Source organism: Bacillus sp. FJAT-18017, from assembly GCF_001278805.1.
Classification (GTDB): Bacteria; Bacillota; Bacilli; order Bacillales; family Cytobacillaceae; genus Bacillus_D.
Window position 1 is genome coordinate 3,251,914 of record NZ_CP012602.1, and the last position, 23,489, is coordinate 3,275,402.

Annotated in this window: 24 protein-coding genes; all 24 read right to left on the reverse strand. The window is 42.8% G+C overall.

Translation table 11 applies throughout. The features are described 5' to 3' along the window. Window positions 1–22: 22 nt before the first annotated feature. The 24 genes from dxr to rpsP all read right to left on the reverse strand — a co-directional run bounded on the left by dxr (window position 23) and on the right by rpsP (window position 23,442). Window positions 23–1,171: a 1-deoxy-D-xylulose-5-phosphate reductoisomerase gene (gene dxr / locus AM500_RS15205; protein ID WP_053599974.1), complete on the reverse strand. Its 1,149-nt coding sequence runs from the start codon at window positions 1,169–1,171 to the stop codon at window positions 23–25. 166 nt (window positions 1,172–1,337) lie between these two features. After that, window positions 1,338–2,132 (reverse strand): phosphatidate cytidylyltransferase, encoded by a 795-nt coding sequence (locus AM500_RS15210; RefSeq protein ID WP_053599975.1) that lies wholly within the window; start codon window positions 2,130–2,132, stop codon window positions 1,338–1,340. A 113-nt stretch (window positions 2,133–2,245) separates the two neighbouring features. Continuing rightward, the gene (locus AM500_RS15215) at window positions 2,246–3,034 is read right to left on the reverse strand and encodes an undecaprenyl pyrophosphate synthase (RefSeq protein WP_053599976.1); all 789 of its coding nucleotides are present in this window, start codon (window positions 3,032–3,034) and stop codon (window positions 2,246–2,248) included. Window positions 3,035–3,601: 567 nt separating this feature from the next. After that, the gene (gene frr / locus AM500_RS15220) at window positions 3,602–4,159 is read right to left on the reverse strand and encodes a ribosome recycling factor (RefSeq protein ID WP_053599977.1); all 558 of its coding nucleotides are present in this window, start codon (window positions 4,157–4,159) and stop codon (window positions 3,602–3,604) included. Window positions 4,160–4,161: 2 nt separating this feature from the next. Beyond that, window positions 4,162–4,884: a UMP kinase gene (gene pyrH / locus AM500_RS15225; protein WP_043933330.1), complete on the reverse strand. Its 723-nt coding sequence runs from the start codon at window positions 4,882–4,884 to the stop codon at window positions 4,162–4,164. Between the two features lie 188 nt (window positions 4,885–5,072). Continuing rightward, on the reverse strand, window positions 5,073–5,957 hold the full coding sequence (tsf, locus tag AM500_RS15230) for a translation elongation factor Ts (RefSeq protein WP_053599978.1): 885 nt from the start codon (window positions 5,955–5,957) through the stop codon (window positions 5,073–5,075). Window positions 5,958–6,185: 228 nt separating this feature from the next. Beyond that, complete coding sequence (rpsB, locus tag AM500_RS15235) at window positions 6,186–6,899, reverse strand: 30S ribosomal protein S2 (protein WP_053599979.1); 714 nt, start codon at window positions 6,897–6,899, stop codon at window positions 6,186–6,188. A 743-nt stretch (window positions 6,900–7,642) separates the two neighbouring features. After that, window positions 7,643–8,422 (reverse strand): GTP-sensing pleiotropic transcriptional regulator CodY, encoded by a 780-nt coding sequence (gene codY, locus AM500_RS15240; RefSeq protein ID WP_043933333.1) that lies wholly within the window; start codon window positions 8,420–8,422, stop codon window positions 7,643–7,645. Between the two features lie 101 nt (window positions 8,423–8,523). Beyond that, the gene (gene hslU, locus AM500_RS15245; protein WP_053599980.1) at window positions 8,524–9,930 is read right to left on the reverse strand and encodes an ATP-dependent protease ATPase subunit HslU; all 1,407 of its coding nucleotides are present in this window, start codon (window positions 9,928–9,930) and stop codon (window positions 8,524–8,526) included. An 18-nt stretch (window positions 9,931–9,948) separates the two neighbouring features. Beyond that, window positions 9,949–10,491, reverse strand: coding sequence for an ATP-dependent protease subunit HslV (gene hslV / locus AM500_RS15250; RefSeq protein ID WP_053599981.1), 543 nt, complete (start codon window positions 10,489–10,491; stop codon window positions 9,949–9,951). 25 nt (window positions 10,492–10,516) lie between these two features. Next, window positions 10,517–11,416 (reverse strand): tyrosine recombinase XerC, encoded by a 900-nt coding sequence (xerC, locus tag AM500_RS15255; RefSeq protein ID WP_053599982.1) that lies wholly within the window; start codon window positions 11,414–11,416, stop codon window positions 10,517–10,519. Window positions 11,417–12,222: 806 nt separating this feature from the next. After that, a complete protein-coding gene (gene topA / locus AM500_RS15260) occupies window positions 12,223–14,298 on the reverse strand; it encodes a type I DNA topoisomerase (RefSeq protein WP_053599983.1) in 2,076 nt (691 codons plus the stop codon). A 133-nt stretch (window positions 14,299–14,431) separates the two neighbouring features. Next, the gene (gene dprA, locus AM500_RS15265) at window positions 14,432–15,304 is read right to left on the reverse strand and encodes a DNA-processing protein DprA (RefSeq protein WP_053599984.1); all 873 of its coding nucleotides are present in this window, start codon (window positions 15,302–15,304) and stop codon (window positions 14,432–14,434) included. Window positions 15,305–15,387: 83 nt separating this feature from the next. Continuing rightward, entirely contained in the window at window positions 15,388–16,290 is a 903-nt protein-coding gene (gene sucD, locus AM500_RS15270) for a succinate--CoA ligase subunit alpha (RefSeq protein ID WP_043933339.1), read from the reverse strand. A gap of 15 nt (window positions 16,291–16,305) precedes the next feature. Beyond that, complete coding sequence (gene sucC, locus AM500_RS15275) at window positions 16,306–17,466, reverse strand: ADP-forming succinate--CoA ligase subunit beta (RefSeq protein WP_053599985.1); 1,161 nt, start codon at window positions 17,464–17,466, stop codon at window positions 16,306–16,308. A 385-nt stretch (window positions 17,467–17,851) separates the two neighbouring features. Then, a complete protein-coding gene (locus tag AM500_RS15280; protein WP_053599986.1) occupies window positions 17,852–18,610 on the reverse strand; it encodes a ribonuclease HII in 759 nt (252 codons plus the stop codon). Window positions 18,611–18,674: 64 nt separating this feature from the next. Beyond that, on the reverse strand, window positions 18,675–19,547 hold the full coding sequence (gene ylqF, locus AM500_RS15285) for a ribosome biogenesis GTPase YlqF (protein WP_053599987.1): 873 nt from the start codon (window positions 19,545–19,547) through the stop codon (window positions 18,675–18,677). A gap of 58 nt (window positions 19,548–19,605) precedes the next feature. Then, a complete protein-coding gene (lepB, locus tag AM500_RS15290; RefSeq protein ID WP_043933343.1) occupies window positions 19,606–20,169 on the reverse strand; it encodes a signal peptidase I in 564 nt (187 codons plus the stop codon). 309 nt (window positions 20,170–20,478) lie between these two features. Next, window positions 20,479–20,823, reverse strand: a complete 345-nt coding sequence (gene rplS / locus AM500_RS15295; protein WP_043933344.1) for a 50S ribosomal protein L19 — start codon at window positions 20,821–20,823, stop codon at window positions 20,479–20,481. A 135-nt stretch (window positions 20,824–20,958) separates the two neighbouring features. Next, window positions 20,959–21,693, reverse strand: a complete 735-nt coding sequence (gene trmD, locus AM500_RS15300) for a tRNA (guanosine(37)-N1)-methyltransferase TrmD (protein WP_197282706.1) — start codon at window positions 21,691–21,693, stop codon at window positions 20,959–20,961. After that, window positions 21,693–22,211, reverse strand: a complete 519-nt coding sequence (gene rimM / locus AM500_RS15305) for a ribosome maturation factor RimM (protein WP_053599989.1) — start codon at window positions 22,209–22,211, stop codon at window positions 21,693–21,695. Before rimM ends, trmD begins: the two co-directional genes overlap by 1 nt. A gap of 12 nt (window positions 22,212–22,223) precedes the next feature. Continuing rightward, window positions 22,224–22,610 carry a YlqD family protein gene (locus AM500_RS15310; RefSeq protein WP_053599990.1) on the reverse strand — a complete coding sequence of 129 codons (387 nt, stop codon included), beginning with the start codon at window positions 22,608–22,610 and terminating at the stop codon, window positions 22,224–22,226. Between the two features lie 313 nt (window positions 22,611–22,923). Beyond that, window positions 22,924–23,154, reverse strand: coding sequence for a KH domain-containing protein (locus AM500_RS15315; protein WP_053599991.1), 231 nt, complete (start codon window positions 23,152–23,154; stop codon window positions 22,924–22,926). A 15-nt stretch (window positions 23,155–23,169) separates the two neighbouring features. Next, a complete protein-coding gene (gene rpsP / locus AM500_RS15320) occupies window positions 23,170–23,442 on the reverse strand; it encodes a 30S ribosomal protein S16 (protein ID WP_053599992.1) in 273 nt (90 codons plus the stop codon). Window positions 23,443–23,489: the final 47 nt, after the last annotated feature.

Here is a 23,489-nt window from a genome sequence, read left to right on the forward strand (position 1 = left end):
CGGGATGTCTTAACCTTGAAACTTATAATTCCAGCAGGGAGCGAACGTATTTCCTCGCCTCGGAATCAGCAAACAGAATTGTTTCAAGATCAGGATTAAGCTCAAGTTGATGGGCTTCCAGAGCCTTTTCAATCAACGATTCAATCTCAAGAAATCGGATTTTCCCGCCAAGGAATGCTGCGACCGCCTCTTCATTAGCGGCATTCAGTACTGTTGGAGCTGTTCCTCCCGCCTTACCTGCATCATAGGCAAACTGTAGGCAGCGATACCGTTTAAAGTCCATTTCCTGAAAATGCAGCCTGCCAACCTCCGCAAGGTTAAGCCTTTTTGCCTGAGGAAGCGGAAGCCTGTCAGGATAAGTAAGGGCGTATTGGATTGGCACTCGCATATCCGGGCTTCCAAGCTGGGCAATAATACTGGAGTCATGGAATTCAACCATCGAGTGGATAATGCTTTCACGGTGAAGAAGAACATTTATCTGCTCATAAGGTAGCGAGAAAAGCCAATGGGCCTCAATGACCTCAAGGCCTTTATTCATCATTGTTGCCGAATCGATCGTTATTTTTGCACCCATAGACCAGTTTGGATGGTTCAAGGCATCCTCAACGGATACATCCTGAAGCTCTTCCCTGGTCCGATCCCGGAAACTTCCCCCCGAAGCAGTGATGATCAACCTCTCGATATTCTTGGCTTGTTCACCCTGCAATGCCTGAAAAATGGCTGAATGCTCACTATCCACTGGGAGCAGTGAAACACCTTTCTTCTCAGCCGCAGAAATAACCAGATGCCCTGCGGTGACAAGCGTTTCTTTATTGGCGAGGGCAATGGTTTTGCCACTTTCAATCGCCTCAAGTGTAGGCTTTAAGCCCACACTGCCCATAACGGCATTTACCAGGATATCAGCAAACTCATCCGTCGCGATTCTTTCAAGTCCTTCCGAACCATGGAAAAAAGTGATGCCAGTAAATTCGTCCTTCAGGCGATCAGCATCCTGCTTCTCCTGCATGGAGACGAGAACTGGCTTAAATTCTATAATAATTTTCCTGGCCAAATCAATATTTCTTCCTGCCGAGAAAGAAGTAAGTTTGAACGAATCACTATGTTCCCTAATTATATCCAAGGTCTGAATACCAATTGAGCCGGTGGCACCCAGAATACTTATATTTTTCATAAAGCAAACATCTCCTAAAAAAAAGCGGAAAGCGCTCGGAATTCCCTCATTACACTAAGGGGTATAATATAGCACCCCATGGACATGATGGCATGACGCCTTTGCTAGACTGATTCTATCCTTCGTTTGACAATAACTTTCCTTTTTACCGCGGCAAACAATCCATTTACAACAACTGGAATAAATGGATCAGCGGCCAAACAAATAACAAGCTATCGAACCTGTCAAGGATACCACCATGGCCAGGCAGGATTTTTCCGGAATCCTTGACCCCGTAATTCCGCTTGAATGCAGATTCTGCCAGGTCCCCAAGTTGTCCAAAAATGGATAACAATGCGGTTATTACTAGCAATTTTAGCATAGAATCCTGTCCCACATCAGTAAACAGGGCAAACAAAATCGCGACAACCAATGCACAAACGACTCCGCCCAAAGAGCCTTCTATTGTTTTATTAGGGCTTATCTCAGGCCATAACTTCCTCTTGCCAATTGCTTTTCCGATAAAATAAGCGCCTGAATCGGTTGCCCAGATAATGAATAATGAATAGAATACCCAAGGAAGTCCTCCAAGTTCCCGTGTTTCAACAAAAAAGTAAAAACCCGCCCAAACATAGACAACCGCCATCGCCATAAATGACGCATCATCAAATGTAAAGCGGTTTTTGGATGCCACAGTATAGGTAAGAAGCAGCAGCATAGCGAGTATGCCAATCTCCTGCTTCCCAAGGCTTAAAGAGTCCAACATTCCATCGAAGCGGTCCGGAAGAAGCAAAACCCACATTGTTAGCAGGGATAATATTCCAGGAAATGATACAAGATTGATATTCTTCATTTTAACCAGTTCATAAAGACCGACACTGGCTAGCAGGTATGCCAATATAGTTAAGGGAATGCCGCCTATAATGACAATTGGCAAAAAAAGCCCTGCAGCAATAATTGCTGTTATAATTCTTTGCTTCATGAATTCTTAGGCAAGTTCCCCTGCCTGTACTCATGCACAAAGGAGGGGAGGAATTGCCTTTCCTCCTTTAAAAATAAAATAATTTTTCAGTTTAAGTTGTTAAACTTTTGAATTTATGATTGCCCGTTAATCCCGCCGAACCTTCTATGGCGGTTTTGATAAGCTTCCACAGCATTAAGAAAATGTTCTTCGCCAAAATCCGGCCATAAAACATCGGTAAACCAAAATTCAGTGTATGCCAACTGCCAAAGCATAAAATTGCTTAGCCGGATTTCACCGCTAGTTCTGATAAGCAAATCCGGATCCTCCATGTTTGCAGTCATAAGATACGTAGAAAAAACTTCTTCAGTTAGGTCGTTTTCATTCATTGTACCACTCTGACAATCCTTTATTACTTTCTTAACAGCATCGAGGATTTCAGCCCTACTGCCGTAATTAAGAGCAAAATTCAGGATTATGCCAGTATTGTCCTTTGTGTCGGCAATTGCTTTGTCAATCGCCTTTAAAGTGTGGGATGGCAAACCTTCCCTAGCCCCTATCATTTGAACCCTGACGTTTTGCTCAACCAGTTCCGGAAGAAATGTACCTAAGAATTCTTCAGGAAGCTGCATGAGGTAATCTACTTCGTTTTTTGGTCTTTTCCAATTTTCTGTGGAAAATGCGTAAAGGGTCAAAGATCCAACAGTTAGTTCATTGGCAAGTCTGGTTATTTTACGAACAACCTTCATTCCTTCGTGATGGCCGGCAACTCGCGGCAAAGCCCTCTTCTTTGCCCAGCGCCCATTCCCATCCATTATAATCGCAATATGGGACGGTACCCCATTTTGTTTCACCTGGTCAATCCTGTCTCGGAGAGAGGAAGGGGCATTCGCAGACTTCCAATTTTTTATTTTATTAAGCATATCGTGCTCCTCCAGTTCAATGTTTCCCCTCCGAATAAAGGGAACAGGGATGGATATCAAGGCATCTATTTCCCATAAGCCTTGGACCCGGGATTCAAGAAAATTGCTAGAGTGCAATCGGAGAATAATCAAAGCCAACTTTCACTTGTATGCAAAGCGATAGATTATGTTCCTTGCCAACTTTCACTTGTATGCAAAGCGATAGATTATGTTCCTTTGAAACCCATGAAAGCCTCGCTATGTGAGGTATGACTCATTTTCTTTTTATGTATATTTTAAGCATGCTTCTATCATACCAAAAACGCAAGAAGATATCCCGTTTAAAAATAACACCATCACCAAAAAGTGCAGTATTAACTAGAGAGTTGAAATCAACTACAAAAGAAAAAATAAAGATTTAAGTTAATAATTCCATTCATGGCAGGATCTCATTTAGCTTCCAGCCCTTATCTACTGTAGTAAAGTGTAAAAAACGAATTTTCGCCTATCTTACTTCCTCTTTAACTCGTATAAGTGAAAAAAACCCCTGGGAAGGGGTTTTTCCCGGCATCATTGCCAGTCATGGAATTAAACTTCCAGTATTTCCTTTTCTTTATCTTTGGTAATTTGATCAATTTTGTTGATATGGTCGTCAGTCAGCTTTTGCATATCGTCAGAATATCCACGTAGTGCATCCTCAGTGATATCACCATTTTTTTCAAGCTTTTTCAGCTCGTCATTTGCATCGCGACGGATATTTCTAACTGCAACCTTTGCTTCTTCTGACTCTTTTTTAACAACCTTGACAAGTTCTTTCCTGCGTTCCTCTGTTAGCTGAGGAATTGCAATCCGGATGATGGAACCGTCGTTTGTAGGGTTAAGACCAAGATCCGATTTTAGGATGGCCTTTTCAATTTCACCAAGTATAGACTTGTCGTATGGCTGAATTACAAGCAGCCTCGCTTCAGGTGTGCTAATTCCCGCAAGCTGGTTAACAGGAGTCGGAGCACCATAGTAATCGACACTAATTCTATCAAGAAGAGACGCACTTGCTCGGCCAGCTCTGATGTTCGCAAGCTCCCTAGTGTAGGCCTGAATGGCTTTGGTCATTTTTTCTTTTGCATTGCTAAGAACCTGATTTGGCATGTTTATTTCCCCCTAACTATTGTTCCGATTTTTTCTCCCATGACCGCACGTTTGATATTTCCTTTTTCCATAATTGAAAACACAATCAAAGGAATATTATTATCCATGCATAGGGAGGACGCTGTTGAATCCATTACTGCAAGACCTTCTTTGATAACGTCGAGGTAAGTCAACTGCTCATACTTTGTAGCATTGAGATCCAATCTCGGATCAGCAGAATATACACCGTCAACATTATTCTTTGCCATCAGGATGACATCTGCTTCGATTTCTGCGGCTCGAAGCGCTGCGGTTGTATCAGTTGAAAAATATGGATTTCCTGTTCCCGCTGCAAAAATGACAACCCTGGTTTTTTCTAAATGGCGGATGGCCCGGCGGCGAATATAAGGCTCGGCTACCTGGCGCATTTCAATCGACGTTTGAACTCTGGTTTCAATTCCAATCTGCTCCAGGCTGTCCTGGAGTGCCAGAGAATTCATCACAGTTGCAAGCATCCCCATATAATCAGCTGTTGCCCGGTCCATACCCATTTCCTCACCGATTTTACCTCTCCAGATATTTCCGCCGCCAACTACAACTGCAACCTCGACGTCAAGTTCAGCAACTTCCTTCACTTGTTCGGCAATTGATTTGATGACTGCAGGATTTATTCCGAATCCAGCCTCCCCGGCAAGGGCTTCTCCACTCAATTTCAAGACGACACGTTTATATTTGGGATTACTCATAAAAACCTCCAGTATAAGAATGAGGCCATAGTAAGCCTATTTACCGGCTGTTAGCTGCAATATCCAAGCTCCTACTCGGTTTTCTCTTTAAAAATAGGGAACACGGTGTGTTCCCTATCTTGTTAGAGCTTTTTCAAAAACAGCGTCATAGCCCGGCAATGTTGCTGGACAGACATACCGCTTCATACTTATTTTTTATTTACTTGGTTCATTACTTCTTCAGCAAAATTATCTTCACGCTTCTGGATACCTTCGCCAACCTCGAAGCGGATGAATTCACGTACAGTTGCACCTTTAGATTCTACATATTGGCGTACTTTTTGGTCTGGATTCTTAACAAAAGTCTGATCAAGAAGGCAAACATCTTCAAAGTATTTGCCAAGGCGGCCTTCAACCATTTTTGCTACGATGTTTTCAGGCTTTCCTTCGTTAAGGGCCTGTTGAGTAAGTACTTCACGCTCACGCTGTACTTCTTCCGCAGATACTTGGTCACGGGAAACGTATTTAGGGTTCAATGCAGCGATATGCATGGATACATCTTTCGCAGCCGTTTCATCTGTCGTACCTTCCAAAACTGTAAGAACGGAAATCCGTCCGCCCATATGAAGGTATGCGCCGAAAGCATCAGCATCATTTTTCGTAACAATTTGGAAGCGTCGAAGAGAAAGTTTCTCACCGATTTTAGCGATAGCAGCGTTGATATGTTCTTCAACGGATACACCGCTTTCCATTGTTTGGCCAGCAGCTTCCTCAACAGTTGCAGGCTTGTTTTTAAGAAGGTGGTGACCAAGCTCTTGAACAAGAGTTTGGAACCCTTCGTTTTTAGCAACAAAGTCAGTTTCAGCGTTTACTTCAAAGATAACAGCTTCGTTTCCTTCAACTTTGATGGAAGTAAGACCTTCTGCTGCAATACGGTCACCCTTCTTAGCAGCTTTGGCAATCCCTTTCTCGCGAAGAAAATCGATTGCTTTTTCCATGTCGCCATTTGTTTCTGTTAATGCCTTTTTGCAGTCCAACATACCTGCACCAGTTTTTTCACGCAATTCTTTAACCATTTGAGCTGTAACTGCCATTGGTTATTTCCTCCTTTAATCTATGTACATAAGGTTCTTGTCCATTCAAGCTGACTAATATCAGATTACTACTGTATTATCATAGCCAGACTGGGGTATTGTAAACCTTTTTGGCATACAATGTTTAGTCATACACCAGCTAAACGGCTGCTTCCGCTTCTTCTTAAAAAAAGGTGATAAAGGGTGTTCCCTCTTATCACCTTTTTATTTAATCTTGGATGTTCGAGCTTATGCTTGTTCTGCTGGAACTGCTGTTTCTTCACCTTGTTTTGCTTCAAGGATCGCATCAGCCATTTTGCCAGTCAAAAGCTTAACAGCACGAATCGCATCATCGTTCGCAGGGATAACAACATCGATTTCGTCTGGATCACAGTTTGTATCAACGATACCAACGATAGGGATGTTCAATTTACGAGCTTCAGCTACAGCGATACGCTCTTTACGAGGGTCGATGATGAACAATGCATCTGGAAGGGTCTTCATGTCCTTGATACCGCCTAGGAACTTTTCAAGACGCTCTTGCTCTTTTTTCAATTGAACGACTTCTTTCTTAGGAAGCACCTCGAAAGTGCCGTCTTCAGACATTCTTTCGATATCTTTAAGGCGTGAGATACGCTTTTGGATTGTTTCGAAGTTTGTAAGTGTTCCACCCAACCAGCGTTGGTTAACAAAGTACATTCCGGAACGGATTGCTTCATCTCTTACAGAATCTTGAGCTTGTTTCTTTGTACCAACGAACAGCATAGTGCCGCCTTGGCCAGCAAGCTCCTTAACAAAGTTGTAAGCTTCCTCTACCTTCTTAACTGTCTTTTGAAGGTCGATGATGTAGATGCCGTTCCTCTCAGTGAAGATATATTTCTTCATCTTAGGGTTCCAACGGCGAGTCTGGTGACCGAAGTGTACACCAGCTTCAAGCAGTTGCTTCATAGAAATTACTGACATGTGTGTTTCCTCCTAATGGTTTGTTTTCCTCCGCCTCTATCATTTTCATACGGGAACTGACTTTACAGCACCATCCGCTAGAATCAAAAGGCGTGTGTGATTAACACCATGTAACAATATAGCATAAGCAGCCGACACAATCAAGAATTAACTTTTAAAAAACAACAAACTTCAACGTGAAAGTCTTTCTTTGCTGGACGCTGGAATAAGCCTACTTTCTTTGTGTTGAGGTTCACCATAATCTTTAAGATGAGTTCTATTGGATCTTTGAGTTGAAACTCACACGTTTTTTATAAGATGTATTGTCCTTAATTGAGTAACCTGCGAAAGAAAAATAAGCGGAGATATTACGGTTAGAAGGAAAATGGAGCTCGTATCGGCGTATATAAGGGGAGGTCTTCCGGTTATATCTAGTAAAAGGCCTTATTTTGATACCTTTTGAGTTAATAGGCGGATCTGTCCCTCTATTTAAGCTATTTTAATGCCAGCAACCAAATAAGCGGAAATCTTCCGTCTGTTTATCAGTTCGGGAGCTTAAGCTGATGCCCCACGTAAGACTTATTGTCCATCATAATCATGAGGTCATAGTTATATTAGAGTTAATGGATTTTCATATAAACCTTGATAAATAAAGAAAAGACGCATGCCATTTCATACGTCTTTTCCTGTATCTATTGATTAAGAAAGCACCCAAAACATAACCATACGGCTATTATGGAAACAGGTTTAAAAAACCATAATGTTTAGTTTGAACGCAGCTTATCCAGTTCAACAAGGAACTTGTTATTGAGAACCTTGATATACGTACCTTTCATTCCGAGGGAACGGGATTCAATGACGCCCGCGCTTTCGAGCTTCCTCAGCGCATTGACAATCACAGAGCGGGTAATGCCTACACGGTCAGCAATTTTCGAAGCAACAAGAAGGCCTTCGTTTCCGTTCAATTCCTCAAAAATGTGTTCAATTGCCTCAAGTTCACTATAAGACAAGGAACTAATGGCCATCTGGACAACCGCTTTGCTTCTTGCTTCTTCTTCGATTTCTTCTGATTTTTCACGAAGGATTTCCATACCGACAACTGTTGCCCCATATTCAGCAAGAATTAGGTCATCATCATGGAATTCATCATGAAGCCTGCCTAATAGCAAAGTGCCAAGGCGTTCGCCTCCGCCAATAATCGGAACGATTGTAGTTAGCCCTTCACGGAAAAGGTCCTTATTTTCAACCGGGAAGACAGTGTATTCACTTTCGACATCCAGATTGGAAGAAGTCTCTTTTACGTTAAATAGACCTTGGGTATATTCTTCAGGAAATTGGCGGTCTTCAAGCATTTTCTTCATTCGCTCATTTTCAATCTGCTGGTTGATTGCAAAACCAAGCAGCTTGCCTCGGCGGCTGACGACGAAGACATTTGCTTCAATAATATCGCTCAACGTTTCCGACATTTCCTTAAAATTCACTGGCTTGCCTGCCGCTTTTTGAAGCAGGGCATTAATTTTTCTCGTTTTTCCTAACAAATTCATTCTTATTCCTCCTATTAACTGCGTCCATTACTATAAATGATTATGAGTGATTCTGTCAATTTACCCTACCCTTCACACCATGCATTAAAACGGCATTGGTGCTAAAGGATGAATTGGCTTAAATCCTTATTCCGGGAAATAGCCCCAAGCTTTTCTTCCACGTATTGAGGGGTGATAACGATTTTTTCCAGATTAATATCCGGCGCTTCAAAGGATAGATCCTCGAGGAGCTTTTCAAGAATCGTATGCAGCCTTCTCGCTCCGATATTATCTGTATTCTGGTTCACTTCAAATGCCACTTCGGCAACCTTGCGAATAGCTTCGTCAGAAAATTCAATTTCTATACCTTCTGTTTGCAATAATGCATTGTATTGCTTTATTAAGGCATTATCAGGTTCAACAAGGATTCGGTAAAAATCATCCACTGTCAGTTTTGTCAGTTCTACTCTGATAGGGAAACGGCCTTGCAGCTCGGGTATTAAATCTGACGGCTTTGCCATATGGAAGGCACCCGCTGCAATAAATAAGACATGGTCTGTTTTTACAGAGCCGTATTTGGTTACGATTGTGGAGCCTTCAACAATCGGCAGGATATCTCTTTGCACACCCTCACGTGAAACATCCGCAGATGACCCACCAGTGTTTTTGCTGGCAATCTTGTCGATTTCATCGATAAAAATTATACCAGTCTGCTCTGCCCGCCTTACAGCATCCTGTGTTACTTCATCCATATCAATCAGCTTTGCAGCTTCCTCATTTGTAAGAACTATCCTTGCTTCCCTTACTGTAAGCTTCCGCTTCTTCCGTTTCTTAGGCATGAGATTCGAGAGTGCATCCTGCATATTCATTCCCATTTGCTCCATTCCAGAGCCTTGAAGCATATCAAACATCGATGGCATTTGTTCATCCACTTCAACAGTTACATATTCCTGCTCGAGCTCGCCTTTTGCAAGCCTTTCACGAATGGACGACCTGCGTTCCTGAAGTGAATAATCCTCTGCTGAAGTTGTATCCGGCTCCGGCTGGGCATTTCCTCCGCCGAATAGCATTTCTAGGGGATTTTTATAGTTCGTCTGTTTTTTTGCTGAAGGAACTAGCAGTTCTACAAGTCGGCGATTGGCGTTCTCTTCCGCCCTTGATTTAACCTTTTGCATTTTCTCTTCCTTGACAAGCCTTACAGCTGTTTCAACAAGGTCCCTGACCATTGATTCAACATCCCGGCCGACATAGCCAACTTCGGTGAATTTTGTCGCTTCCACTTTAATGAACGGCGCACCGGTAAGCTTGGCAATTCTCCGAGCAATTTCAGTCTTACCTACACCGGTTGGCCCAATCATTAATATGTTTTTAGGGATAATCTCATCACGAATGTTTTCGTCGAGCAATTCTCTGCGATACCTGTTCCTTAATGCAACCGCAACAGCTTTTTTAGCATCCTTCTGACCGATTATGTACTGGTCCAGCCTCTCAACAATCTGGCGGGGGGTTAAACTCTGCGCCTTTGGCATTTTGCATTCTCCTTCCAGTTAAAGCTCTTCAACGATGATATTGGTGTTAGTATATACACAAATTTCAGCCGCCACATCCAGGGCTGCTTTTGCGATTTCTTTAGCCTCCATATGTTCACCGGCAAATTTTTTCAACGAACGGCCTGCTGCAAGAGCATAATTGCCTCCAGAACCAATCGCCAGTATTCCATCATCAGGTTCAATAACTTCACCTGTCCCACTTACAAGAAGAAGGTGTTCATCGTTCATGACTATGAGCATAGCCTCTAGCCGGCGAAGCACTTTATCGCTTCTCCAAAGCTTTGCAAGTTCGACCGCAGCTCTTTGAAGGTTTCCGTTGTATTCCTCTAGCTTGCCCTCAAACAGCTCAAATAGAGTAAATGCATCTGCTACCGACCCTGCAAATCCTGCAATCACCTTACCATTAAATATCCTTCTGACTTTTTTTGCTGTGTGTTTCATCACAACCGCATTCCCGAAAGTAACCTGGCCATCACCGGCCATTGCACCTTTACCATTATGCTTAATTGCAAAAATTGTCGTTGCATGGAATTGCGACATGGAAATTCCTCCTAATTACCTGAGCCTATGCTCTTGGATGGTGTGCCATATACGTTTTCTTCAAAGCTTCGTTCGTAACATGGGTATATATCTGTGTGGAAGATAAAAATGCATGGCCCAAAAGTTCCTGTACGGTTCTCATATCAGCCCCATTATTCAATAGATGGGTCGCAAAGGAGTGCCGTAATTTATGAGGATGAATTCTACCTGTTAAGGAAGACTGTTCAATCATCCGATCAAGAATTGTCCGAACTCCCCTAGCAGTAAGCGGGCCACCTCTGTGATTGACAAAAAGTGCTTCCTGATTAGGCTTCCCCTCAAGAAGCTTCTTCCTTCCATCTCCTATATAATGTTTAAGGGCCGCCGAAGCCTTTGTACCAAATGGAACATATCTTTCCTTGTTTCCCTTTCCCTTTACCAGGACTGTTGATAAAGAAAAATCTATATCCTTTAAAGTAATGCTGCAGCATTCACTTACACGGATACCGGTTGCATACAATAGTTCAAGGAGTGCTGCATTTCGTTGCCCAAGTGGCGTTTCCGTGCTGCATTCCCGGAAGAGGACCTCAAGTTCAGTTTCATAAAAGAATTCAGGCAGCCTTTTCTCACCTTTAGGTAAAATAACAAGGGCAAATGGATTTTCCTCAATTAATTTTTCTCTTAGCAGGAATTTATAGAAGCTTCTAAGACTTGAAATTTTTTTGGCAATAGTTTTACGCGATTGTTTCTTTTCAAAAAGCTTCGTAAGGAAAAGCCGGGCATCGTGGTATTGAACATCACCTACATTAGCAACACCCTGCTCGGCCATTGTATCGAAAAATTCAATAACAACATCGTGATAATTGCTAATTGTATATTGTGAGTAGTTTTTTTCAATTTGTAAATATTCAAGAAATAACGTTAAATAAACGTTCACATTTCCCAATTATCTCACCCCGCACAGCCTTATAAATCGTACCATATCAAATTGTAGGTTGCAATAAACTTTACAAATTTTTCGCAAATTTCTGAATTGTTTATCACGTTCTGAATGCACTGCCCATCCTATTAAACTTTACGCATTAGCTCCAAAGTTAATAGACCTTAAAAAACTTACAGTTTCTCATCGGGGCTAAAAAGAGTTCCCGCATGTTATTTTATTCGGTTTACATTTCAAGTGAAAAAAACTGAATTTCTTTTGATTAGATACCCCTTTTAAAATATGTCTAAAAACCGACAATATTATAAAGGTTGTCCTAAAGATTCAGTGTCTACGTTCCTTCTGCCGACAACGGGCAACTATTCTTTTTGATCAAAAGTTCGATGCTAAACTTTATTTGTATACTGTTAAAAATACAAATAACCCCTAGCACTTCAAGCTACTGTCTTCTTTAGCGAGTTCCTCATAGCGCAGCAGTCCATAATGCCTAAAATAGAATAACATTGAAATCGAGCATGAACTAAGCAATTTGCCTATATAGAGTTCATTATTTTCACATTACCATAATAACAATACGTAAAAGTAAGTAAAAAGTTTCACATACTCTCTCAAGGTATTCCACTTTTTAAATTTAATAAACTTTAAGCAACACAAGGAAGAGTGGAAATCACTTTAACAAAATAAAATCTAAAATTCTTAAACTTATTGGACCGAGATCATTGACTGGTGGTAAGTGACCTTTAACACGAACGGAGTCCACCTAGATCAGAATACGAACAGAATAAAGGAGCGGGCCATATGCCCACTCCTTCCTAGCTTTGCTGTTCCTCCTTATAATCACAGGAGGAACATTGTACCTGAACGCCTTTTTTCAGCTTTTTCTCCACCAGGAAGTTATCGCACTTCGGACAGTTCCTTGGCAGCGGTTTGTCCCATGAAAGGAAGTCACATTCAGGGTACCGGTCGCAGCCATAAAAAATTCGCCTTTTCTTACTCTTGCGTTCAATAACATTACCCTCGCGGCATTTCGGGCAGGTAACGCCAATCTCCTTAACGATTGCCTTTGTATTTCGGCAGTCTGGGAAATTGCTGCAAGCCATGAATTTGCCGAAGCGTCCCATTTTAAAGACCATTGGGCTGCCGCAATTTTCACAATCTTCCCCAGCAGGTTCGTCCTTAATTTCAACTTCCTGCATTTCTTTCTCGGCTTTCTCAAGATGCTTTTCAAAGTCTTTGTAGAATTCACTTATTACGTTTACCCACTTGACTTTTCCATCCTCGATATCATCAAGATCCTGTTCCATCTTTGCTGTAAATTCAACATCGAGAATATCAGGGAAGAATTCCTCCATCAGCTCATTGACAATTTCCCCAAGTTCTGTTGGAATAAATCGCTTGTTATCAAGAGCTACATATCCACGTTTCTGAATCGTATCCAAAGTTGGAGCAAACGTAGAAGGGCGGCCAATTCCGAGTTCCTCAAGAGTTTTGACTAACCTCGCCTCTGTGTATCGTGGCGGAGGCTGCGTAAAATGTTGTTTCGGATCAAGATCCGTTTTCCGAACCTCATCACCCTCACTAAGGTCGGGAAGCATCCGATTGGTTTCCTCTACCTGATCATCTGTTCCTTCGACATATAACTTCATGAATCCAGGAAACTTTATCTTTGAACCGGTGGCACGGAAATAAACATCACCATTTACCAAATCAACACTCATTGTATCCATAATTGCAGACGCCATCTGGCTGGCAAGGAAACGATCCCAAATTAATTTGTACAGTCTAAGCTGGTCCCTTGATAAAAATTCTTTTAAGGAAGCAGGATCCCTAAACGTACTCGTTGGGCGAACCGCCTCGTGGGCATCCTGTGCTTTCCCCTGTTTCTTTTCTTTCGCTGCTTCCTCCCTGAGGAATTTTTCACCGTAATGGGAAGCAATATACTCTCTTGTCTCAGTCTGGGCAACTTCTGATATACGAGTTGAATCAGTCCTCATATACGTTATCAAACCGACTGTTCCTTCTTTTCCAATCGCAATTCCCTCATATAATTGCTGAGCGATCATCATCGTTTTCTTGGCACGGAAATTCAACTTCCGGGCTGCCTCCTGCTGCAGCGATGATGTTGTAAAAGGTGGAGCAGGGTTGCGTTTTCGTTCCTTCTTTGAAACGGATTCAACTTTAAAAGAATCACCGCTTATTCCTGAAAGAATTTCTTTCACGTCCTGTTCGGAGTGAAGATCACGCTTTTCACCGTTTTTTCCGTAAAAAGCCGCCTCAAAGGATTCATTGCCTTTTAGGAACCTGCCATTAAGTGTCCAATATTCCTCTGGTTCAAATTCTTTGATTTCATTTTCACGGTCAATAATCAGCTTTACAGCTACGGATTGGACCCTTCCGGCACTAAGCCCTTTCTTTACCTTTTTCCAAAATAACGGGCTTATATTGTAGCCTACCAGGCGGTCAAGAATCCTTCTCGCCTGCTGGGCATCAACAAGGTCCATATTGATCGGCCTTGGATGTTTAAATGATTCCTTAATGGCATCTTTGGTAATTTCATTGAATACAACCCGGCATTCAGAGTTGACATCAACATCAAGGGTATGAGCCAAGTGCCAGGCAATGGCTTCTCCTTCCCTGTCGGGGTCAGCTGCGAGGTAAACTTTCTTCGCCTTTTTTGCAGCCGACTTCAATTCCTTTAGAACCGGGCCTTTTCCACGGATTGTAATATATTTTGGGACAAAATTATCTGATTTATCAACACCCATCTGGCTCTTTGGCAAATCACGAATATGGCCCATGGACGCTCTTACTTTGTATTTTTTCCCTAGATAACGCTCAATTGTCTTCGCCTTTGCGGGCGATTCTACGATGACAAGAATTTCTGCCATTCAATCTTCCTCCTAACGAGGCGGTTTTTTCTAACACCTGTTGCAAAATGTATACTAGTTTCTAAATAATTTCAACCTTTTTTATAAAAATAGCAAAAAAACTTCCAAAAATCAGAGGTATTCCCATAATTTTCTAAAATATGCGCAATTCTTCTATTATATCATTTGCGTTTGTAACAAGCTTAGCTCCTTGCTGAATTAAGTCGTTTGTACCACCCGATAACGGATTAAAAATACTTCCAGGAAGAGAAAATACTTCTCGGCCTTCATTCAAAGCATAATTCGCGGTGATCAATGAACCGCTCTTTCTTTTTGCTTCTATTATAATAGTTCCGCGTGAAAGTCCGCTAATAATCCGGTTTCGCATTGGGAACTGCCACCGTGAAGGCTTAGTATCTGGAGGGTACTCCGAGAGAATAAGCTGATGATCCATTATTTCGGCTGCTAGTTTTCTATTTTCTTCAGGATAGATATGAAAAAATCCTCCAGCTATTACTGCAATGGTTTTGCCTCCGTTCCGGATGGCACATTCGTGGGCACAAGTATCTATCCCCTTGGCCAAGCCGCTGACAATCGCTATTCCTCTGTCAATCAAACTCGGGAACAGCAGCCTTATTGCATTTTTCCCATATTGTGTTGCTTCACGGGAACCAACTACTGCAAGTTTAGGCTCTTTTTGTAAAATAGATACATCACCTATTGCAAAAAGCGCCCATGGCGGCTGATATATTTGCTTAAGAATATCGGGATACTCAGGATCAAGAATTGTAATAATGGAAATGTGATTGGCTTCATATTCACGAAGGCGTTCAGAAAGGGTATCTTTGGGGAGAAAAAGAGAAGTTGAGCAATCCGTTTGCTTAGAAAATACAGGAAGGTTCTCCAAACGGGGAATTCTCTGAACCAAATCTGGAGGCAGTCCGTTTTTTATCCGGCGGCCAATTTGTACCCAACTGGTTTCCGGTCCGTGAATCATTTCAATTAATTTCTTTCTTACCTCATCCATTAAAAAAACCCCTTCAATTCGTTTTCCCGGCTCCGGAAAAAGCCCTTCAATACTGAAGGGCTTTTTTCCAAAAGCTGGACGGCTTAATGAGTCTTACATTTTTCGTAAAGACCTTTTTCTTTTAGGACTTCAATCAAGGTTTCTCCCATAACCGCAGGAGTATCAGCAACCTTGATGCCACATTCATTCATGACTCGGATTTTTTCATCTGCAGTACCTTTACCGCCGGAAATGATTGCCCCAGCGTGTCCCATCCTTTTACCAGGAGGTGCTGTACGACCGCCGATAAAGCCTACCACTGGCTTAGTCATATTCGCTTTTACCCATTCAGCGGCTTCTTCTTCTGCAGTTCCGCCAATTTCACCAATCATGATGACTGCGTAGGTTTCTGGATCCTCATTGAATGCTTTTAAACAATCAATGAAGTTTGTACCATTGACAGGGTCTCCGCCGATGCCCACAGCTGTTGTTTGGCCAATTCCAGCCTGTGTCAGCTGATGTACAGCTTCATAGGTTAGTGTTCCGGAGCGGGAAACAACTCCTACATGGCCCTTTGTATGGATGTATCCAGGCATAATGCCAATCTTGCACTCATCCGCAGTAATGACTCCCGGACAGTTTGGCCCAACAAGCCGAGTCTTTTTGCCTTCCATGTAGCGTTTCACCTTGACCATATCCAAAACCGGGATATGTTCTGTGATACAAATGGCTAAGTCTAGATCAGCATCGACCGCCTCTATGATTGCATCTGCGGCAAACGGAGCCGGAACATAAATGACCGAAGCGTTCGCGCCAGTTGCTTCAACTGCTTCACGGACTGTATTGAAAACAGGAACGCCTTCAACTTCCTGGCCGCCTTTGCCAGGAGAAGTACCGCCGACAATTTTGGTGCCATATTCAAGCATTTGTTTTGTATGGAAAAGCGCAGTCGATCCAGTAATTCCCTGGACGATGACCTTTGTATCTTTATTAATAAATACACTCACAACAGCTACCCCCTTCTATTTCACCAATGAAACGATTTTCTCGGCCCCGTCTGCCATTGATTCAGCAGCAACGATATTTAGGCCGGAATCTCTCAGGATTTGTTTGCCGATTTCTACATTTGTTCCTTCAAGGCGAACAACTAGCGGCACGGAAAGGCCGATTTGCTTTGCTGCCTCGACAACACCTGTAGCGATGACATCACATTTCATGATGCCGCCGAAAATATTGACAAAAATCCCTTTCACTTTAGGGTCGGACAAAATAATTTTGAAAGCTTCGGTAACCTTCTCTGCAGTCGCGCCGCCCCCAACATCAAGGAAGTTTGCGGGATCTCCGCCATAATGCTTGACGATATCCATTGTAGCCATTGCAAGTCCTGCACCGTTGACCATACAGCCGATGTTGCCATCCAGTGCGATGTAACTCAGGTCATACTTGGATGCTTCGATTTCCTTTGGATCCTCTTCTTCGAGGTCACGCAAATCAAGGATGTCTTTTTGGCGGTAAAGGGCATTGGAGTCAAAGTTCAGCTTTGCATCGAGCGCCATGACTTTGCCGTCGCCAGTTACAACAAGCGGATTGATTTCAGCAATGGAGCAATCCTTTTCGATATAGGCCTGATACAGGCTTGTCATGAATTTGACTGCCTGGTTGACCAATTCCTTAGGGATGTTAATATTGAACGCGATACGGCGCGCCTGGAAGGCTTGAAGGCCGATTACCGGGTCAATTTCTTCTTTAAAAATCTTTTCTGGAGTTTTTTCCGCTACTTCCTCAATTTCGGTGCCACCTTCTTCTGATGCCATTAAGACAACTCTGGAGGTAGCTCGGTCAAGGACAAGTCCGATATAGTACTCCTTCTTAATATCGCACCCTTCTTCAATCAAAAGGCGCTTCACTTCCTTACCTTCAGGTCCAGTCTGATGAGTGACAAGTGTTTTTCCGAGAATTTCTTCGGCATATGTACGTACTTCATCAAGATTTTTGGCCACTTTGACACCGCCGGCTTTTCCCCTGCCGCCAGCATGGATTTGTGCTTTAACAACACAAACCTGTGAACCTAATTCACGCGCAGCTTCAACTGCTTCTTCAACCGTGAATGCCACTTTTCCATTAGGGACAGCCACCCCATATTTCTTGAGGACCTCTTTCCCTTGATACTCGTGGATATTCATTTCCCATCCTCCTAACAACCTATCAAAAAATGCACTGCGCTTTCATTTTATATTAAGAATTCAACTATTGTCCACCGTTTAGCCTAAAGATTGTTATTCCTCTAAAAGTTCCGAAAACTAGAATTTAAGGTATGTAAAAAGCCCGGCCTTAGTAAAATGGCCAGGCAAACACTTCAAAACACCGGTTGTTGATTTCCGAAAATAATTTTATGCCGTCTTGCACATGGGAGGCTTGCACCTTAAAATACTAGATTATCAAAAAGGGAAGTGTGAGATTGCTGTACGTAAAAGCCCGACTAATAAACTAAGTTTGTCTTAGGAGATAAAACATCTATCGAGTTTTACGCGTCCAGCACTATGTGTTGGGTAAAGAAGATCCCACTATTCACTTTAACGGAGAGAATGTCATCCGATGATAGGGTGTGACTCCATGGTTTTCAATTGCACTCAGATGCTCCTTCGTCCCATAACCAGCATTACGTTCAAAACCATATTGAGGGTACTTAAGGGCAAGTTCCTCCATAAATCTATCCCGGGCATTTTTAGCCAAAATGGATGCAGCAGCAATTGAAATACTCTTTGCATCTCCTTTAATGATAGCCTCTGACGGGTATGGCATTGCTAGCTTAACAGCATCGACCAGCAAGTAATCAGGCTGCGGTAAAAGCCCGCCTGCGGCATGAGTCATTGCTTTTATGGACGCCTTCAATATGTTAATTTGGTCGATCTCCTCTGCACTTACAAAACAAATATTGTAGGATACAGCTTCCCTTTTTATGATTTCTTCGTACTCATCACGCTTCTTGCGTGTCAGCTTTTTTGAATCATCAAGGCCGGGCAGAAAGAAACCCTCCGGCAAAATGACCGCAGCCGCAGTGACGGGGCCTGCAAGCGGTCCCCTTCCCGCTTCATCTGTACCAGCAATGAGGTTAAAACCCTCCTTGCGTGCTTTACGTTCGTAAAAGGTCATTTCAATGAATTTTTGTTTTAGGCTGAGCTCTGACGCTTTAGCCTTTTTCCATTTGCGAATCAGCTCCTGGACGCCTTTTCTGCCATCCATTTCTGCTTCAAGGAATATCGGATCCTTTTCATCCCTGGCTTGTGCCAACATGGCACTTATTTCCTGCATTGTCCTCTTTCCCATATTATCTACCTTCTTATGTATGTCATGAAAAAAGAGAGGCCCCTTTTTTTAGAGCCCTCTCCGCCTATTTACTATCATCGTTTGAAAGAATATCTTCAGGCCTTTCAAATGTGAGCGGCCCAAATTTCTCGCTCCGGATTTCCCTGACAACAAGTTCGGCAACCTTGTCATAATCCACGATACCGCCCCCGCCGAGCACGCGCCTGAACTTGCCAATGCTTTCGAACAGTTCAACCGGATCTTCAGGTACCGGATCGAGCTGATAGCGTTCTTCAAGCCTTCCCGGGTAATTTTTTTCGAGAAACTTTAGTCCATAAAGTGCGAGATCCTGAAGATTGAGGATTGTGTCCTTTATCGCTCCAGTAATCGCCAGCTTTTTGCCAACCTCCTGGTCCTCAAACTTCGGCCAAAGAATTCCTGGAGTATCCAGAAGCTCAAGCTCTTTGCCTACCTTTATCCATTGCTGCGCCTTGGTCACACCAGGTGTATTTCCAGTTTTCGCTAAATTTCTCTTTGCCAGCCGGTTTATGAGCGTCGACTTGCCAGCATTCGGAATTCCCACTATCATAGCCCGGATTGCCCTTGGTTTGACGCCCTTTGCCTTTAACCGGTCAAACTTATCCTTTAGGATCTCATTTGAGGCACTAACAATCTCCTTCATACCCTCTCCAGCCTGGGCATTAATTGCCAGCGCCCGGATTCCTTTGTCAGCAAAATAGCGAATCCATTCCCTGGTCGCTTGTTTGTCCGCCATGTCAGCCTTGTTCAGCAGTACGAGCCGGGGTTTATGCTGAATGATTTCATCAATCATCGGGTTTCTTGAAGAGTAAGGAATCCTTGCATCTATTAATTCGTAAATGATATCGACGAGCTTTAATTTTTCAGTAACTTCCCTGCGTGCCTTCGCCATGTGGCCAGGAAACCATTGAATGGTCATAGCGGCCACCTCCTAAATCTATTCGACTTATCCACGGGCTCTTTACGAGAACCGTATCTTACTTCTCATCCGGCTTAACTATCCGCATGTCTTCTAAAGGCCAGTATACAATACTAGTCTCTCCAAGCACCTTTTCCATCGGAACCGTACCAATATGGCGGCTGTCCTTTGAATATCTGCGGTTATCGCCCATTACAAATAGCTCTCCTTCAGGAACAGTCTTTCTTCCAATCTTCTCTTCAAGAGTAAACGGATCGGTTAAAGGGCCATCGACAACCATTTGCTTATATTCTTCCAAATACGGCTCTTCATATGCTTTGCCATTCACATAAAGAGTATCATCCTTGTACTCAACCGTATCTCCTGGAAGTCCGATCACACGTTTAATATAATCCTTGTTTTCCGGCGCATGGAACACAATGATGTCAAAGCGCTCTGGTTCACCGATTTGATAGCTGAATTTATTAACAATCATCCGGTCAGCGTGCTTCAATGTCGGCATCATCGATTGGCCATCAACTACAATTGGGGCAAACAGGAAATATCGGATAACTGCTGCCAATGCAACTGCAACGAGTAGCGCTTTTGTCCATTCCCAAACTTCGTTTTTCTTTTTGACCATATATTCCCCACCCATTTCAAAATAGGAACTATAATGCTTTAGACCACCAGGGGCCTGTTTCATGATACTCCATTAGCCAGAGGCAGCCCCGGCAGTTTTCTCATACATCTATTTTACATAACAAAGCACACTTAAACACGTTGTTTTTGAAATTTGTGGTACAGTCCGGGATAATCCATTTCCATTCTAATTTAATATTGAAAAAAGGGCTTGTTCCCAAGCCCTTGAATACAAATAAGCGCCACCGCGGCACCAGCCTGAAAGTGGCTATGGAACCTGGCGATGGCGCTTCCTTGTGTATTAGGTGTATTAGCGAATTTCTTTGATACGGGCTTTTTTGCCGCGTAGCTTGCGCAGGTAGTAAAGCTTCGCACGGCGGACTTTACCGCGGCGGAGTACTTCCAATTTCGCAATTTTTGGTGTGTGGACTGGGAAAGTACGCTCAACGCCTACTCCATAGGAAATTTTACGAACTGTAAAAGTTTCGCTGATTCCACCACCACGACGCTTGATCACAACACCTTCAAACAACTGGATACGCTCGCGAGTACCTTCAACAACCTTAACGTGTACACGTACTGTGTCACCAGGGCGGAAAGAAGGAAGATCAGAACGAAGCTGTTCTTTTGTGATATCATTGATTAATTGTTGCATCGTATTCAACTCCTCCCACAGATGCTCTTGCAACCATTTCTTAATCGCAGCGGAACATCGTTTTAAGACTGCAGCCGGCTTCCCGGCTCAAGTCACAAGTAGTATCTTATCATAAACCAGGCCTGTTCGCAATAACTAGCGTGACTCTTTTTTTATTTCTTCAAGCCATTTTTGATGGATTGGTTCAAGTTCGATATGGTCAAAGAGGTCCGGTCTCCGCTCCCATGTCCTCCTTAACGATTCCTTTATCCGCCATTCATCGACTAGCTTATGATTGCCTGATATGAGGACATCCGGAACTTTTAAGCCGCGGAAATCAGCAGGTCTAGTATAGTGAGGATGCTCAAGAAGGCCGGTGCTGAATGAATCCTGGATATGCGATTCTTGTTTCCCAAGTACTTCAGGGAGCAGACGGACAACACTATCAATCACGACCATTGCACCAAGCTCGCCGCCTGTCAAAATAAAATCCCCGATTGATATTTCGTCAGTGACGATATCCCTGATTCTCTCGTCATACCCCTCATAATGGCCGCATATGAAGATTAAATGTTCCTCTTCAGAAAGCTGTTCAGCTTTTTTTTGCGAATGGCGCTCACCTTGCGGACACAAGAGGATTACACGCGGTTTAGCAGATGTGTCTTGGCTTAACGCCTCGACCGCATCAAAAATAGGCTGAGGCTTCAGTACCATCCCTGCCCCGCCACCGTAAGGATAATCGTCAACTGTTTTATGTTTGTTGTCCGCGTACTCGCGAAAGTTGACTACATTGTAAGTAACAGCCTCTTTTTCCCTGGCTCGTTTGAGAATTGAACTGCCGAATACACCCTCAAACATTTCTGGAAAAAGAGTAAGGACATCGATTTTCATCATGATAGCAATCCTTCGAGCGGATCGATTACGACCGTCTTTTCTTTCACATCTACCTTAAGGACAACATGTTCAATATAAGGAATATAATATTCCTTCCCCTTCTTCCCTTTTACAACCCATACATCATTTGCCCCTGGTGTGAGGATCTCGGTGATTTTTCCGACTTCCTCCCCTTCCGTAGTAGAGACAGTACAGCCAATGATTTCATGGAAGTAATATTCATTTTCCTCCAACTCGCCAAGCTGTGATTCGTTGATTTTCAGAATGCCATCTCTAAGCTTTTCAACCTTGTTTATATCCTCGTATCCTTCAAAGGTAAGGAGGTCAAAATTCTTGTGCTGTCGATGTGCCTTCACAATAACCTCGATAGGCTCTTTTTCTTTCGGAAGGAACAAATACAGCGTGTTACCTTTCTTATACCGCTCCTCGGCAAAATCCGTCCTTGAAATGACCCTGACTTCGCCTTTGATACCATGAGTATTGACGATTTTGCCTACATTGAACCACTTATCCATTAAGTGTCACCTCTATCTAATTTCTACTATTATTCCATCTCTAATAATAATTTCATGCTTAAGGTTACCATTGTCCCAGGCGTCACCTGGTTGAACCTCGATTATAGCCTGGACTTCTTTTTCCTTTAATTCACTACCTAATGGTAGCATATCCAGCTGAGCAAGTTGAAACTCAAGCTCTTGAATCCGCTCTGCCCGCTGCCTGATTTCTTTGTCAAATTTGCTCTTGACCTCAGAAACCTGGTATTTCCCGGTTTTCTCCAACTTTTTTTGTTCAAATTGAAGCTGCCCCGTTTCTTTTTCAAGCAGGAGCTTATTTTGAAGATATTGGTCTCGTAGTTTATCTCTGCTTGTTTCAGTAAGTACTTGCTTAACGGAAATCGTTTGGAGTATTTTCATAAAAACCTCCTTATGTATTGTAGATCGAACTTTATCTCTTGCTTTTATTACTCGTACAGCGTCTTAAAAAATTTTATCGCCCATTTTCACAACTTTATCGCCCTGAATGAACTTTTTTTATCCCTTATTCACAATTATTTATCCCTTAACGAAACATATATCGGAAATATTCACAACTCAGACACAAGAGGCCGCCATTAAACACTATCAAGGGAACAAAAACTATTCAAACTCCATTGCTAATACACAGAAAAAAAAGGAGGGATTGCTCCCTCCTTTTTTACCGCCAAACCCACTACGGGAGCTCGGGCAATTATTCACCTATCTCTAAAAACAGTTTCTTGTGTTCCGATGCACCTGCTGCATACACAACAGTGCGGATTGCTTTCGCAACGCGCCCTTGCTTTCCAATTACTTTTCCCATGTCGCTCTTGTTGACGGAAAGGTGATAGGTTACGCGTTGATCCTCTTTGGCAACGTTCACGCGAACATCGTCCGGGTAATCAACAAGGGGCTTAACGATCGTTTCAATCAACTGTTTCATAATGTTCTGCCTCTATTATTTACCAAGCTTGGCATTGTGGAATTTCTCCATGATGCCGGCTTGGGAGAATAGGTTACGAACAGTATCGGATGGCTTCGCGCCATCTTTTAGCCATTTAAGAACCAACTCTTCATTGATATCAACAATTGCTGGCGCTGTAACTGGATTGTACGTGCCTACTGTTTCAATGTAACGTCCATCACGTGGTGAACGAGAATCTGCTACAACAATACGATAGAAAGGAGATTTTTTAGCTCCCATACGCTTTAAACGAATTTTTACTGCCATTTTAACTTGCACCTCCGAATAGTTTCACACAAGAAATTATATTACCA

Excerpts from the sequence above, each read along its gene's own strand:
- dxr (WP_053599974.1), bottom strand. The coding sequence starts at position 1,171 with ATGAAAAATATAAGTATTCTGGGTGCCACCGGCTCAATTGGTATTCAG.
- AM500_RS15210 (WP_053599975.1), bottom strand. The coding sequence starts at position 2,132 with ATGAAGCAAAGAATTATAACAGCAATTATTGCTGCAGGGCTTTTTTTG.
- AM500_RS15215 (WP_053599976.1), bottom strand. The coding sequence starts at position 3,034 with ATGCTTAATAAAATAAAAAATTGGAAGTCTGCGAATGCCCCTTCCTCT.
- frr (WP_053599977.1), bottom strand. The coding sequence starts at position 4,159 with ATGCCAAATCAGGTTCTTAGCAATGCAAAAGAAAAAATGACCAAAGCC.
- pyrH (WP_043933330.1), bottom strand. The coding sequence starts at position 4,884 with ATGAGTAATCCCAAATATAAACGTGTCGTCTTGAAATTGAGTGGAGAA.
- tsf (WP_053599978.1), bottom strand. The coding sequence starts at position 5,957 with ATGGCAGTTACAGCTCAAATGGTTAAAGAATTGCGTGAAAAAACTGGT.
- rpsB (WP_053599979.1), bottom strand. The coding sequence starts at position 6,899 with ATGTCAGTAATTTCTATGAAGCAACTGCTTGAAGCTGGTGTACACTTC.
- codY (WP_043933333.1), bottom strand. The coding sequence starts at position 8,422 with ATGAATTTGTTAGGAAAAACGAGAAAAATTAATGCCCTGCTTCAAAAA.
- hslU (WP_053599980.1), bottom strand. The coding sequence starts at position 9,930 with ATGCCAAAGGCGCAGAGTTTAACCCCCCGCCAGATTGTTGAGAGGCTG.
- hslV (WP_053599981.1), bottom strand. The coding sequence starts at position 10,491 with ATGTCGCAATTCCATGCAACGACAATTTTTGCAATTAAGCATAATGGT.
- topA (WP_053599983.1), bottom strand. The coding sequence starts at position 14,298 with ATGGCAGAAATTCTTGTCATCGTAGAATCGCCCGCAAAGGCGAAGACA.
- dprA (WP_053599984.1), bottom strand. The coding sequence starts at position 15,304 with ATGGATGAGGTAAGAAAGAAATTAATTGAAATGATTCACGGACCGGAA.
- sucC (WP_053599985.1), bottom strand. The coding sequence starts at position 17,466 with ATGAATATCCACGAGTATCAAGGGAAAGAGGTCCTCAAGAAATATGGG.
- AM500_RS15280 (WP_053599986.1), bottom strand. The coding sequence starts at position 18,610 with ATGGGAAAGAGGACAATGCAGGAAATAAGTGCCATGTTGGCACAAGCC.
- ylqF (WP_053599987.1), bottom strand. The coding sequence starts at position 19,547 with ATGACCATTCAATGGTTTCCTGGCCACATGGCGAAGGCACGCAGGGAA.
- lepB (WP_043933343.1), bottom strand. The coding sequence starts at position 20,169 with ATGGTCAAAAAGAAAAACGAAGTTTGGGAATGGACAAAAGCGCTACTC.
- rplS (WP_043933344.1), bottom strand. The coding sequence starts at position 20,823 with ATGCAACAATTAATCAATGATATCACAAAAGAACAGCTTCGTTCTGAT.
- trmD (WP_197282706.1), bottom strand. The coding sequence starts at position 21,693 with ATGAAAATCGATGTCCTTACTCTTTTTCCAGAAATGTTTGAGGGTGTA.
- rimM (WP_053599989.1), bottom strand. The coding sequence starts at position 22,211 with ATGGATAAGTGGTTCAATGTAGGCAAAATCGTCAATACTCATGGTATC.
- AM500_RS15310 (WP_053599990.1), bottom strand. The coding sequence starts at position 22,610 with ATGAAAATACTCCAAACGATTTCCGTTAAGCAAGTACTTACTGAAACA.
- AM500_RS15315 (WP_053599991.1), bottom strand. The coding sequence starts at position 23,154 with ATGAAACAGTTGATTGAAACGATCGTTAAGCCCCTTGTTGATTACCCG.
- rpsP (WP_053599992.1), bottom strand. The coding sequence starts at position 23,442 with ATGGCAGTAAAAATTCGTTTAAAGCGTATGGGAGCTAAAAAATCTCCT.